Origin of the sequence: Lachnoclostridium sp. An169 (assembly GCF_002160525.1) — a bacterium.
In the GTDB taxonomy this organism is placed as follows: Bacteria; Bacillota; Clostridia; order Lachnospirales; family Lachnospiraceae; genus Mediterraneibacter; species Mediterraneibacter cottocaccae.
The window spans coordinates 85,001-99,083 of the sequence record NZ_NFKT01000010.1 but is presented as its reverse complement, the minus strand read 5'-3'; the positions used below and the strand labels follow the sequence as shown (position 1 = coordinate 99,083).

Below are 14,083 nucleotides of genomic sequence, written 5' to 3'. Positions count from 1 at the left end.
GTGAAGGAATACTATATGGAAGGAGAAGAAAAACGATGACAAAACTGACAGATGAATCGTCCATCCCTGCGCTGCTGCGGGAGATGACGGTGGAAGAAAAGATCGACCTGCTGATCGGAAGAAGTTCATTTTCCACAGCAGAAATGCCGAAATACGGAATCCCGTCACTGATCTATCTGGACGGTGCGACGGGCGTAAATATGCTCCAGTACGTGTGCGAACTTCTGGCAGAGGAGATCCGCAGGGAGAAAAAAGAGAAGAAAAATGAGGGACAGCCGGATGACGGACCGGCTGATACCGGCGTGGAGTCCAGCAACGAGAGCGGAGCCGGAGCTATGGCATTCGTTAAATATATCGTGAGCGACACACCTCTTCCGGAGACATTGCCGGAGCGGTTCCGGGAGTTGGTGTTAAAGCTGCGTCCCGCCGTGCGGGCTCTCCGCCCGGAAGGAGAGGAGCCGGGATGTTTCCCGCCGGGAATGCTCCTTGGCGCAGCATGGGATCCGGATGTGGTGTACCAGGTCGGGGAAGCGGTGGCAAGGGAAGCCATGGCATACAAGATCGACGTGCTCCTGGGCACCCCGAATACGAATATCCAGAGAGACCCGAAGAACGGGCGTGTGTTCGAGTCATTTTCAGAAGACCCGTATTTAAGCAGAAGGATGGCTCCTGCATTTTCCAGAGGCGTGCAGGATCAGGGAATGATCGCGGATGTGAAGCACTTCGCGGCGAACAACCAGGAAACTCTCCGCGCAGGGATCGATGAGCATATCGACGAGCGTACGCTCCGGGAGATCTATCTGCCGGGATTTGAAGCGACCGTAAAGGAAGGAAAAGTACAGACTGTAATGAGCGCCTATAATTCCATCAATGGAGTGCCCTGTGCTCAGAACCGGTGGCTTCTGACAGAGGTGCTGAAAGAGGAGTGGGGCTTTGACGGTCAGGTCGTTTCAGACTGGGGCGCTGTTTATGATCAGGTGGAAGCGCTGAATGCGGGAAATGACCTGGATATGCCGGGACCGAGAGGAAAAGATAAGCTTTATCAGGCCGTATCGGACGGTACGGTCTCCATGGAACGGCTGGATGACGCGGTAAGCCGGATGCTGAACATTGTCTTAAAGTCCCCGAAATTCCGTGGAAGAACGTATCAGACCATCGATACGGAACTGTCACGCAATGCCGCGTACCGCGCGGCGTCAGAAGGAATCACACTTCTGAAAAACGACGGCCTCCTGCCTCTGAAGCGGGGGACAAAAGTGGCGCTCTATGGTCCTCTTTCCCAAAGGTTTATGGATTCCGGTTCCGGAAGCGCACAGGTGGATACATCAAAAACCACCAGTCTGGTGACGGAGACTGCACGGTACACGGACGCCGTTCTGACAGACCGGATGGAGCCGGAGACTGAGGTGGTAATCATCACGTCAGGCGCGTCCGGGCAGGAGGGAAGCGACCGCCCGGCGATGGATTTTGATCCTGCGGATAAAGAATTGCTGCAAAGCGCTTTGCGGGAAGCGAAAGAGGCGGGGAAAAAGACTGTCGTGATTCTTAATGTGGCGGGTCCCGTAGAACTGGAAGCGTTTCTGGAAGATATTGACGCCTTACTGTGCGTATTCTTCCCGGGCATGGAAGGCGCCCGTGCCGCGGCGGATATCATGTTCGGAACGGTAAGCCCCAGTGGAAAATTGCCGATCACCTTCCCGAAAAAGTACCGGGATACGCCCACAGCGTTTAATTTCCCGGGCGAGTACGGACATGTGAATTACGGGGAGGGAATCTTCGTCGGATACAGATATTATGACTTTAAGGGGATCGAACCGCTCTATCCATTCGGGTACGGATTAAGTTACAGCCGGTTTTCTATCCGTGATGCAGTTGTGCAGAATGTGCAGAAGACATATGGAAATGAGTCGTCAGAACCGCTCAGGGTCACTGTGACTGTGAAAAATGAAGGGAATATGAAAGCGAAAGAAGTTGTCCAGCTCTATGTCCACGCGAGAAAATCCACGCTTCTGCGCCCGGATAAGGAACTGAAAGGATTTGCGAAGGTGGAACTGGAACCGGGAGAGGAAAGAAAAGTGACCCTGGAACTTAGACCGCGTGATTTCGCTTCCTATGATACGAGGCTTCATGACTGGGCGTGTGAACCGGGGATATATGATCTGCTGATCGGGAATTCGTCCCGGAATATTACCGCGCAGGCGGAAGTGGAACTGACCGGGGCGGATCCGTACGGACTCTCCCTGTATACTCCGATCTCCCGGATCGCTGCAAGAGAGGACGCTGTGGCAGTATGTGAGGAAATCCTTGGCAGTGTTTTTGATCGGGAAAAATTAAAGAGCAACGTGATATATTTCGGGGAGACTCCGCTCGGAGAATATATGGAACGGTATGTAAGCGGTGTGGATAAGAGTTCGGATATATGGAAGGAGAGCATGGCGAAGATAAAAGAAAAACTGGCTATGCTGCCGGAATATTGATTTGTTCGAAAGCGCCGGGAAAGCAGACTGCGGAAGCATCTGGCAAAGTTAAAGGAAGTGTAAAACGGTTATGATCCGTCAGCCGTTCGGGGGGCGTTGTCTGGAACGCGAAATCTTGACATGGCATTATGTTTTTATTACAATCAACTGTAGAGAAAGAAGGCACATACGGCAGATAAAGAGGGAAAGGAAGATAGTAGTGACGCTTTATAAAAAGATTATTCTTTTTATTGTTCTGTTGATCTTTCCGCTCAATCTGATCGCAATATCAGTTACGCGAAAAGCGGTAGATACTACTGTGGACCAGATGGAAATGGCAGACCATCAGTTGGCATCCACTCATATGAAAGAATTGGGTATTCGGATGCGGGCTGCCATTTCCATGTTGTATTATTTTTCTACCGACGATACGGACTGCATTCAGATGATGCGGCAGCAGAGCGGAGAGGACTATGTGAAAGCTAAACTGCAGTTTTTTGTGAAACTACAGAATTGGGCATATCTGGCGGATGGTGCAGACGGATATTTTTATTATCTGAAAAAAACAAATGATGAGTTATATTACGGCACAGAAGGAATTCCGAAACCGGATTCTGCAGTTCTCTGTGAAACAGTGGAATCAATTCCCCTGCAAAGATGGAGTATCTGTACGATAGATGGCATGACCTGTCTGGTATTAGTTCAGGACAGAAAAGATACTTTATATGGTTGTTGGATTAATCTGGATTCTATTTCCCAGAATATAATTTCCGGCATGGAATATCAATCGACGGATGTTTCATTTACCCAAAGTAAAATGAAAATGGGAAAAGACCGCGTAGGAGCCTCTTTTACAGAGCATGGCGTGACGTTAACCGTTTCGCAGGACAGGAGAGAGGTGCTGTATAATCTTGCTTTTGAGAGCACGCTGCTTTATATTGTGGCGATTGTATATTTAGCAGCTGTACCGGTTCTGTGCGGGTATATATACCGGTTTTTACTGCGGCCGCTTAAGGCGGTCTCAAAAGCCGCATCTGAAATCCGCCAGGGTGATCTGGAGTACAGAATTAAAGAAAAGTCTTCATCACCGGAATACAGCGAAGTTTTTCATGCGTTTAACAAAATGCTGGACGAACTTAAGACAAACAAGATCGACTACTATCAAAAGGAAGCGGAAAGGAGGAAACTGGAATTATACAATTTGCGGCTGCAGATCCGGCCCCATTTCCTGGTGAACGTCATCAGTCTGATTTATACTCTGGCTCAGCGGCAAGAGACAGATGCAGTTCAGGAGGCTCTTCTCTATCTCTCCGATTATTTCCGCTATATGTTCCGGGGCAATAATGAGACGGAACCTTTCAAACAGGAGGAAGAGGTAATCCGCGGGTACGGAAAGATTGCAAATTACCGTTACCGCAACCGGCTCGCCCTTTGCTTTGACATCACTCCTGAGATTGATAAGGTTCGTATTCCCCCTCTCCTGCTCCATAATTTTGTGGAGAATACGGTCAAACACGGTATCTGTCAGGGAAAAGTACTGCATGTTCAGATTCGTGGCAGATACAAGGAAGGAATCGTTATTTTTGAGATTCAGGATGACGGTATTGGCATGGATTCGCAGACATTAGAACATACCCGGGAAATCTTCAGCGGAAAACCGGATCTGTCCTACGGCAACGAGCACATCGGGCTTAGATACTGCTACCGGCGCCTGACAGCTGTCTTTGGAGAAACAGCATCTATCACTGTGCAATCGGAACAAGATGTGGGGACGTGTTTTACCATTTGTTTTCCCTATGAGATAGGAGGAGATGATGATGAACCTGCTGATTGTAAATGATGAAGAACTGACTGCCGATACCATGAAAGAAGATATCTGCTGGAAGGATTATGGGATAGATGAGGTGTTTGTGGCATATAATGCAGTTAGCGCCCGGACATGTATTAATTCCGGAAATATTGACATTTTATTATGCGATATCGAAATGCCCAGAGAGAGCGGCCTCGCCTTATTGAAATGGGTGAGGGAGAATAATAAGCTTATCGAATGCATTTTCCTGACCTGCCATGCCTCTTTTGAGTATGCCCGCCAGGCGATTAGTCTGGGCTGCCGCGAATACTTATTAATGCCGGCAAGGTATGAAGATATCGGAGCGGCAGTGAAAAAGGTGGCGGACCGGCTGGAAGCAGCCCGCAGTGAAAGCATTTTGCACGAATATGGGGAAGCGGCGCTTCAGAACAGTGCTGATGTATCAGACTGGAAAAGCATTCAGAAAAAAGATCCTGGGGAACTGACCCGGGAGATAAAGCAGTATATTAAAAAAAGTCTTGGTGAGGAGTCTCTTTCTGTTGCATCTGTCGCGGAGCAGTTCCATTTCCATCCGGTGTATATCAACAGGGTTTTCCGATCGCAGACGGGAAAATCGATCAGCCAGTTTATCATTGATGAGCGTATGCGATTGGCTGAAAAACTGTTGAAAAGCGGAAATTACAGTGTAAATAGCGTGGCTTTGATGGTAGGATATCATAATTATCTCAGCTTCTTTTCTGCTTTTAAAAAGCATTTTGGATGCACACCCAGTGCGATTGGTCAAAAGAATGAAAAAACAAGAATACTGCAATGATTTATAGTTTAATTTTTATATATGGCGGTTTGGTTATTAAATAGTCAAACCGTCATTTTTTTTATATTCTTTAAGCAGAAACCAGGTGAGATATTCAAATATCCCACTACAGACCTTTTAAAATTATTATTAACAGGAAACGGAGGAAAAAGTATGAAGACGAAGACAAAAACAAAAATGTTTGCCCTGCTGCTCGGCACATCTCTTGCAGTGACTTCTTTTACAGGCTGCGGCAATCAGGCGGAAGACGGCGGTACCGGAGAGGAAGACCCGCAGGAAATCGTGGAGATTGTAGCGCAGATCTGTACCTTGACGGAACCCGGTGACGGTTTCTACAAAATGGAAGACGCCCTCAATGAGATGCTGGAAAAGGACATCGGCGTCCATGTGACCTTTGAGCGCACCGATGTGGCAAACTGTACTACCGATGCCACTCTGGCTGTTTCTTCCGGAGAACAGATGGATGTGATTATTTCCTTCGGCACGGCGGCACAGACATGGGATTCCGGGATGTGCATCGCCCTGGACGATTTAGCGGAACAGTACGCTCCGGACGCATTGGAGCAGATGGGAGATTACGTTGCACAGTGCAAGATTGACGGACAGCTGGTTGGTCTTACCGTGACAGGTGTCAACGCTGACGGTTATGGCTACCAGATGAAAAAGTCCATCGCTGACAAGTACGGTTTCACCCGCGATGTAGATAAGCTCTACACCTTTGACGAACTGGAAGATATGTTCCAGACGATCGAAGATGGCGAGGGACAGCCTATGCTGATGCAGGTGTCCACTGCCAGCGGATCTATGGGGATAAACAATGCTTTCTGCTTCGATAATTTGGGGAAGACCTATTTCTCTTACGGTGGTCTGATGCTGAACAACAATAATTACGATCCTACAGAAGTGGTAAATATATATGCTACTCCTGAATATGCAGACTACGCTGAGAGAATGTATCAGTGGGCGCAGAAAGGGTGGATTTCTGCTGATGCAGCTGTTACCACTGATTCTGCCGATGAGATCTGTACCCGGGACGACGTGGTGGGGATGCTGGCATATGGATCCTTTGACGAACGGTTGAACCAGACCGTCTCATGGTCCGACGAAATCGTAGTATTCAATATGCAGCCTTCTGTTACTATGGGAAGTCTGGCGGGTATGATGTGGCATGTCACGCCAAACTGCGAGCATCCTGAAAAAGCAGTAGAGTTTTTGAATTACTTTTATAAGAATCCGGATGCTTATACCCTGGTGCAGTACGGTTTTGAAGGAGAAGAGTGGGAAGTAGTGGAAGAAGAAGGCGACAAAAAGCTGGTGCGCTGGATGTCCGACAACCCCGTGGAACTGCCATATTACATTGCATACCCCTGGATCGGCAATCAGCTGAGCCTGCCTGTCTTTGAGCCAAACCCTATCGATATGAATGAGATCAAGCAGGCGATTGAGAAAGAAAATACAGTCTCCCCTGCTTTAGGATTTGTGTTTGATGAGTCAGAGTATTCTACGGAAGTATCGGCCATTAATGCAGTGGTGGAGAAGTACAGTCCCAGTATTAATGCCGGAGCGGTAGATCCGGCAGGTCTGCTGCCCGAATTCCTCAGTGAATTAGAAGCAGCCGGAATGAATGATGTGATCGCTGCCTGCCAGGAACAGTTGGATGCTTTTATTGCCGAGAACAGTTAAATAAACAAAATGCTGCTTACAGGCTGCCGGTTACCGGCAGCCCGTAGATGATAAAGGAGTCAGAGATGTTCTGACAGAATAAAGAAAATGTGATTACAGCCGGTAAGGCTGCGGGGTGAAGAAAATGAAAGTATTGTTGAAGAAAAGAAGGGAAAACTACCTCCCCTATTACCTGATGGTCCTGCCGGGCCTGATCTATCTGCTTATTAATAACTATTTGCCGATGTTCGGCGTCGTTATCGCTTTTAAGGATCTGAATTTTACCAAAGGAATTTTTGGAAGCGACTGGATAGGTCTTGATAACTTCAAATTCCTGTTTGCTTCGAAAGATTCCTGGATCATTATCCGCAACACGATCCTCTATAATGTGGCGTTCTGGATCGTAGGTACCATTTGTGCCATTCTGCTGGCAGTGTTTATCAACGAACTCGTTTCCAAGCGAATGGCCAAGACGTACCAGACCTTTGTGCTGCTGCCGAATCTGATGAGCTGGGTCATCATCAGCTATCTGGCGTTCGCGTTCCTGTCTTCGGATGCCGGCTTTTTGAACAATACAGTGCTTCCTGCCCTGGGTCTGGAACCTGTAAACTGGTACGCGGCCAAAGAATACTGGCCGGTCCTGCTGGTGTTTATCAATACATGGAAGGGCGTCGGATATTCGATGATCCTGTACCTTTCTACACTGGTCGGAATCAGCAGAGACTATTATGAAGCTGCAAGCCTTGACGGTGCGGGGAAATTTCAGCAGTTTATTAAAATTACACTGCCTCAGCTGAAACCTGTGGTTATTACCACAATGCTTCTGGCAGTGGGAGCCATCTTCCGTTCGGATTTCGGTCTGTTCTACCAGGTGACCCGGAACAGCGGCGCACTGTATGACTATACCCGTACAATCGATGTGTATGTTTATCAGGCGCTGATGGAGAATGCGGATTATGGTATGTCCGGCGCGGCCAGTGTGTTCCAGTCTGTCATTGGCTTTGTTCTCATTATGCTGACCAATGCGTTCATCCGTAAATATGAACCGGACAGCGCTTTATTCTGAAGGGAGGGAAAGATATGATCCATTCAAAAGAATATAAGCTGACCCAGGCGGTAAGCCATGTGGTGTGCGCTGTGGCCGCGCTGTGTGCCGTTCTGCCTTTCGTTCTGCTGATTATAGCCTCTTTGACAGACTCCGGCGTAGTGCTGAAAAACGGATTCAGTTTTTTCCCGGAAAAGTGGAGTACGGAAGCATACCAGTATATTATTCAGGAATGGCAGACGATCGGACATGCCTACCTGATGACGATCGTGGTAACCGCAGTGGGGACGGCAGCCCATGTGACGATTTCCATGCTGTTTGCCTATGGAATCAGCAAAAAGAATATCCCGGGGATGAAATTTGTTTCCTTCCTGCTTATCTTTTCCATGCTGTTTAATGGCGGTCTGGTGTCCACCTATTACTGCTATGTGAGGTATTTAGGCATTAAAAATACCATATGGGCGCTGATAATGCCCAATATGCTGATGAATGCTGTCAGCGTTATCCTGATCCGCAACTATGTGATGTACACAATTCCGTCCAGTCTGATGGAGGCTGCACAGATCGACGGAGCAGGTCCAATGAAGGTATTAACCCGGGTGGTTCTGCCGCTGAGCAAGCCCATTCTTGCGACTATTGGGCTGATGGCCGGTCTTGCTTATTGGAATGACTGGATGAACGGTATGTACTATCTGACATCCCGGGGAGGTTCCGATCTCTATACCATTCAAATCGTACTCAATAACATTAATAACGATGTGAATGCTCTGGTACAGTCGAAGGATTTGATGCAGCAGTTGGGAACCTCAGGTTCACTGCCCTCTACCACCATACGTATGGCTATTGCGGTCATCGGGATCCTGCCAATTTTAGTGCTGTATCCGTTTTTTCAGAAGTATTTTGTCAAAGGAATTACTCTGGGCGGTGTGAAAGAATGAGAAATATCTCCGACATAAAAATAGAAAAGTGAGAAAGGAATGCGGAAAAATGAGTATTTTTACCCAGATCTTTACAGACGAATGTGGAAACCACATTCACCCCTTTACCGGGCTTTCCTCAAGAGAGTCAGAGAACGATATAAAGGAAAAAATACGTACCCTTCATGAAAGTGGTCTCCGTTCAATGGTTCTGCTATGGGAAGATCCGGAACGTACGGGGGATGTGTCTCTGTTCAATTCCGAAAGCTACTGGCAGCATATGGATTGGGTCGTCCGCTATTGCCGGGAATACGGTATGACCTTTTTGGTCCAAGATGCAGCACCTTTTCCTTCCGGCCGGGCAGACGGCTGGTTTGACCGGCCGGAATATGTTTCTCTTCGCAAGCTCTATTTGGCCCAGCGCCACCTGGATGTGAGAGGTCCGCTTAAGAAAGGGCGTTTTCGTGCAGACCTGCTGACTGGTACTATGGCGACTAATGGTTTGTTCCAGGGCAACGGATCCGTTCCTCTGGCGGGGAACCGGCTCAGGGCAGCTTTGGCTGTGAAGATGGAGGACGGCAGAATCCAGGGAGCGCCGGTTGACGTGACGGACTGTATAGAGGATGGGATCCTTTTCTGGGATGTACCGGAAGGTCTGTGGAGAATTATCTCTGTGTATGAAACTTACAATGGCGGCGGCCGGCCCGGTTTTATGAATTTACTGGATCGGGATTCCGTGGCACTGCAGATCAAAGCAGTGTACGAGCCACATTATGCCCACTTAAAGAATGAAATCGGAAAGACCTGGACTGGGATGTTCTATGATGAGCCTGAAGTGGGAAATCTGGAAGCCTTTTTCTTCACCCAGCGTGTCGGCACACCCAAAGATCTCGGGAATACGCCAATGGACCTGCCGTGGAGCCGGGAGGCAGAAGAACGGTGGACTTCCGAACAGGGGAATACCTGGCGGGGAAAATTGGCCTATCTGTGGTATGAGGGCGTAGGAAAAGAGCATGAGCCTGTGAGGTACAACTATATGGAATTAGTTTCCCGACTGATCCGGGATAATTATAATGCCCAGGTTTATGCGTGGTGCCGGGAGCGGGGGCTGCTCTATATAGGTCACGTGCTGGAAGATGAAAACAGCCACTGCCGTCTGGCGTGTGGGGCCGTGCATTTTTTCCGCACAGAAGCCTGCCAGGACATGGGAGGCATTGACATGATCGCCAATCAGATGATCCCCGGTAAGGACTACACGCAGGCATGGTACGGCAGCCCTGAAGGCGATGGCGAATTTTATCACTACGGACTGGCAAAGCTGGCATCTTCGGCAGGACATATCTGCCCCGGAAAGAAGGGGCGCAGCGTATGCGAGATTTTTGCGGTATATGGTGCGCGTGCCGGAACACGCCTGCGCAAAAGTGTGATGGATCATTTGTTTGTTAACGGCATTACCGAGCTGATTCCCTGCGATCCGGTTTTTGAGCATCTGGAGGCAGAATATTCACGACAGCAAAACGAATACGCTAACCGCATGTGCCATTTACTGACGCATACCAAAGCCAAAATCAAAACGGCAATTCTCTACCATGGGGAAAACGAATGGTATGCCGGGGAGTGTATGAAATTCCAGGTCCCGGCTGCCGAAATGGCGAAACATCAGATCAGCTATGACATTATTCCTGCTGATGTATTTTCCCAACAGGAGTATTACCACACAGAGTGTCATCACGGTCTGGAGATTAACGGGAACCGGTATGATGCACTGATTCTGCCTGCTTCTAAGGCAGTTCCCCGGTGTGTGAAAGAATTCCTGCTCTGTGCGGAAGATTTCCCGGTATTTTATATTGGGGAAAGCCCCCGGGTAGAGGCGGAAACCGGAAAGGCTGTTCCTGTCCTACCCGGGAAGTGTGTAAAGCTCAAGAAACTGGCAGCAGAATTGAAAAAGGTTATTTCTCCGGATTTGGAACTGGCGGAGGAAAAACCGGATCTGCGCTATGCCCATTATGTAGCGGGGGAAGGTGACCGAACTACAGATGTTTATCTGCTGTATAACCAGGGGGGCGACACAGAGGTGAGAGTTAAAGTTCCAATACCGGGGGCAGCACTGCAGCTTGATCTGACAGATCTTACTGCCTGGTGGCTCCGGAAAGAAGAGGGGGCGTTTATCGTGCCGCTGCGGGAGCAGGAGAGCGCGGTCTTATGTTTGGGCTATTTATGCACGGAGGAGGGTATGAAAGAAGCGGGGGTGACTCCCCGGAAAAGTCCCACCCGTTCTGTTCTGGTGGAAGGTCCTTGGCAGATATATTTGGAAGACATGAAGAAAAACCTGACTCTTGCGGATCTCCAGGATCTGGGAGATAAAGGTTTGTATCCCCGGTATGTAGGCAGGATTGTATACGAAAAGCATTTGAAACCGGAAGAGCTGCCTTGCGGGATCGATCTGGGTGATGTCCATGAGAATGCAAAAGTCTATGTCAACGGTGTCTGTGCAGGTCTGCGGATCGCGCCGCCTTACCGGTTCTGTACCCAGGGGCTTTTTACCCCGGGGGAAAACACTCTGCGGATAGAGGTGTATCCGAATCAGGGAGCCCGTCAGCTTCCTGAAAATCCCATTGACAAGGTGGTTGAATCGGTGTCTGCGGCAGCTTACTGTGCCATGGAGCCTGCAGGCATGCTGGGTCCTGTCACACTCTTGTATGAATGAAAAAACGTGAAAATACGAGGAGGAACGAGATGAAACGATTCTATGCGGTCAAGAAAGCGGCTCCCGAGTCCTGGGAGGCACGGCATACAGACATGGTACGGGAGGTTTCTGCCCGCGGTATGGTATTGTTGGAAAATCGCGGAGGTCTGCCTCTGGAGAAAGGGAAACCTGTGGCTCTTTACGGGTATGGGGCGAGAAACACGGCTTACTGCGGTTACGGTGCTGCCAGTATCAACAGTCGGGAAAACATCAGTATTGAGCAGGGGCTTTTGGAAAGTGGTATACCGATCACTTCAACGAAATACCTGGATCGCTATGACCAGGCGATAAAAGCGGAAGAAGAAGCATATTTCCAGGAAATCCGCAAAGTGGGAGGTACGCTGTTTGACAGACTGGTGGCGATGTATTCCCGGCAGTTTACGCCGGTATGCCAACTGCCTGTCACCGGACAGGATGTGGAAGTTTCCGGGGGAGATACAGCAGTATTTGTGATTACCCGAATTTCGGGAGAGGGAGCTGACCGGAAGCCGGTTTCCGGAGACTATCTTCTCACAGAAGCTGAAAAGAGCAACCTGACTTTTTTGTCAGACCATTACCGGTGGGTTATTGTACTGTTGAATACTGTAGGCCCCATTGATATGGAGTTCCTGCGACAGCTACCGCATCTGGGGGCAGTTTTGTTCGTAGGACTTAACGGAGGCGTTACGGGCGGGGCTGCCGCGGACGTGCTGACAGGAAGGATTACACCGGAAGGAAAACTGACAGCTACCTGGGGAAGACATTACGGGGATTATCCTAATGCCGGCACATTTGGACTGATGGATGGCGAAACGGAAGATGAACTTTATTCCGAGGATATCTATGTTGGCTACAGGTATTTTGATAGTTTCGGCGTTGAGCCGGCCTATCCGTTTGGTTATGGCCTTTCTTATACGCAGTTTGACTGGGAGAACGGCACGGTTCAACTGAGCGGAGACACCATTTCTGTGACAGCCGCTGTGACGAACAAAGGGAGTATTTACGCAGGACGGGAGGTATTGCAACTGTATGTCACATGCCCGGTGGGACGGTTGGACCAACCGGCGCAAAGGCTGGTGGGGTTCCAGAAAACCGGGATACTGAAACCTGGCGAATGCGGGATACTGCATATTGAGACTGACATAGCGGATCTGGCTTCCTACAGCGAGGCAGAAAATGCATGGGTATTAGAGAAGGGAAATTATATTCTGCGGGTGGGAAATTCCTCCCGTAATACCCGGCCGGCAGGAATCCTGCGGGTGAACGAAGATGCAATACTGGAGCGCTGCCGCCCCTTTGGGGCAAAGTGCGACCTGACAGAGAAGTTCCGACCTCGGAGCGGAGATGCACTGTACTCAGGAGAAAATCTGCCGGACGGTTTGCCTGTGCTGGTCTGGAGGCAGGAAAATTGCCCTCTGGTTCACTCGTATAGAAAACGGGAAAGGGAGACGCAGGCTCTTTCGGAAGACAAACTTCTTCAGGACTGCGAAGGGCGAAACTATACTTTTCAACAACTTCTGCGGGGCGAGTGCACGGTAGAGGAACTGACGGCTTCCTTGTCTCCGGAGGAACTGGCATTGGTCTGTGTGGGAAATGAGGCAGAGAAGCAGGACAGCGGGACTGGCGGAGGTTCGTTAGTCTGTGCTTCCGATAATACCGGTACGAATCAGACGGGAACGATCCCGCGGGAAGTAGTGGTAGGGGCGAGCTATACCACGGCAGCTCTGTTGGAGAGCCGGACACTCCCCAACGTACCTATGGCAGACGGAGGATGTGGTATCCGGCTGCTTCCGGAGTATGAGATGGATAACAATGGAAAACTTTTGACCGCGGGCATCTCCGCCATCAAAAATGGCATCCACCTGCTTGATGAGCAGGAACTCGATGTCATGGAGGCTGCGCCCAGAGGCGGGCGGTATTGGCAGTATACTACAGCTCTGCCTATGGCGGTTATTCTGGCTCAGACATGGGACCCGGAATGCTGGCGAACTATGGGAGAAATAGAACAGAGGGAGATGCGCCGGTTTGGGGTGAAGCTCTGGCTGGCACCGGGGATGAACATTCATCGCAACCCTTTGGGAGGACGGAATTTTGAGTACTACAGTGAGGACCCATTCCTGACAGGCATATGCGCTGCCCAAATTATACAGGGACTCCAGAAGAACAGGGGGGCCGGGGCTACGATCAAACATGTGGCATGCAATAATCAGGAGGAGAACCGCAGTGGAATGAACGCCCATGTTTCCGAGCGTGCTTTGCGTGAAATCTACCTGAAAGGATACGAGATCGCAGTACGTCAGGCTAAGCCTCTGGCCATTATGACAGGACACAATTTGGTCAATGGCATTAACTCGGCGGAGAGCTACGATCTGCTTACCCAGACCGCCCGCGAGGAATGGGGATTTGAGGGGCTGGTGATGACCGACTGGGGCACTACAGCCAAACTGACGGGTACCATAAATATGGTCCGTCAGACTGCGACGCCTGTCTGCGTGCCGGTACTGACTTGTTTATGCCTGGCAGTCAGGCGGAATTAGATGAAATTGAGGCTGCTTTGAAAAAGGGCAGTCTGGATATCCGTGATTTGCGTTGGTGTGCTGCTAATGTACTGCGGGTGATTCAAAAGTTATGGGAAAACTGAGATCTTGTCTATT

The 14,083-nt window shown here is 49.6% G+C and carries 8 protein-coding genes; all 8 read left to right on the top strand.

The genetic code is table 11. From position 1 onward, the window contains the following. Positions 1-35: 35 nt before the first annotated feature. The 8 genes from B5F07_RS09175 to B5F07_RS09140 all read left to right on the top strand — a co-directional run bounded on the left by B5F07_RS09175 (position 36) and on the right by B5F07_RS09140 (position 13,966). A complete protein-coding gene (locus B5F07_RS09175) occupies positions 36-2,477 on the top strand; it encodes a glycoside hydrolase family 3 N-terminal domain-containing protein (RefSeq protein WP_087160980.1) in 2,442 nt (813 codons plus the stop codon). Between the two features lie 199 nt (positions 2,478-2,676). Beyond that, positions 2,677-4,296 (top strand): sensor histidine kinase, encoded by a 1,620-nt coding sequence (locus B5F07_RS09170; RefSeq protein ID WP_162613093.1) that lies wholly within the window; start codon positions 2,677-2,679, stop codon positions 4,294-4,296. Continuing rightward, complete coding sequence (locus tag B5F07_RS09165) at positions 4,274-5,080, top strand: response regulator transcription factor (protein ID WP_162613092.1); 807 nt, start codon at positions 4,274-4,276, stop codon at positions 5,078-5,080. Before B5F07_RS09170 ends, B5F07_RS09165 begins: the two co-directional genes overlap by 23 nt. Before the next feature lie 153 nt (positions 5,081-5,233). Further along, positions 5,234-6,763, top strand: coding sequence for an ABC transporter substrate-binding protein (locus tag B5F07_RS09160; protein WP_162613091.1), 1,530 nt, complete (start codon positions 5,234-5,236; stop codon positions 6,761-6,763). 124 nt (positions 6,764-6,887) lie between these two features. Continuing rightward, positions 6,888-7,808: an ABC transporter permease gene (locus B5F07_RS09155; protein WP_242972482.1), complete on the top strand. Its 921-nt coding sequence runs from the start codon at positions 6,888-6,890 to the stop codon at positions 7,806-7,808. Positions 7,809-7,822: 14 nt separating this feature from the next. Continuing rightward, the gene (locus B5F07_RS09150; RefSeq protein WP_087160976.1) at positions 7,823-8,725 is read left to right on the top strand and encodes a carbohydrate ABC transporter permease; all 903 of its coding nucleotides are present in this window, start codon (positions 7,823-7,825) and stop codon (positions 8,723-8,725) included. Between the two features lie 49 nt (positions 8,726-8,774). Continuing rightward, entirely contained in the window at positions 8,775-11,411 is a 2,637-nt protein-coding gene (locus tag B5F07_RS09145; RefSeq protein ID WP_087160975.1) for a hypothetical protein, read from the top strand. Positions 11,412-11,440: 29 nt separating this feature from the next. Continuing rightward, positions 11,441-13,966, top strand: a complete 2,526-nt coding sequence (locus tag B5F07_RS09140) for a glycoside hydrolase family 3 protein (RefSeq protein ID WP_162613090.1) — start codon at positions 11,441-11,443, stop codon at positions 13,964-13,966. The last annotated feature ends 117 nt before the right edge of the window (positions 13,967-14,083 follow it).

Excerpts from the sequence above, each read along its gene's own strand:
- B5F07_RS09145 (WP_087160975.1), top strand. The coding sequence starts at position 8,775 with ATGAGTATTTTTACCCAGATCTTTACAGACGAATGTGGAAACCACATT.
- B5F07_RS09160 (WP_162613091.1), top strand. The coding sequence starts at position 5,234 with ATGAAGACGAAGACAAAAACAAAAATGTTTGCCCTGCTGCTCGGCACA.
- B5F07_RS09155 (WP_242972482.1), top strand. The coding sequence starts at position 6,888 with ATGAAAGTATTGTTGAAGAAAAGAAGGGAAAACTACCTCCCCTATTAC.
- B5F07_RS09165 (WP_162613092.1), top strand. The coding sequence starts at position 4,274 with ATGAACCTGCTGATTGTAAATGATGAAGAACTGACTGCCGATACCATG.
- B5F07_RS09140 (WP_162613090.1), top strand. The coding sequence starts at position 11,441 with ATGAAACGATTCTATGCGGTCAAGAAAGCGGCTCCCGAGTCCTGGGAG.
- B5F07_RS09175 (WP_087160980.1), top strand. The coding sequence starts at position 36 with ATGACAAAACTGACAGATGAATCGTCCATCCCTGCGCTGCTGCGGGAG.
- B5F07_RS09150 (WP_087160976.1), top strand. The coding sequence starts at position 7,823 with ATGATCCATTCAAAAGAATATAAGCTGACCCAGGCGGTAAGCCATGTG.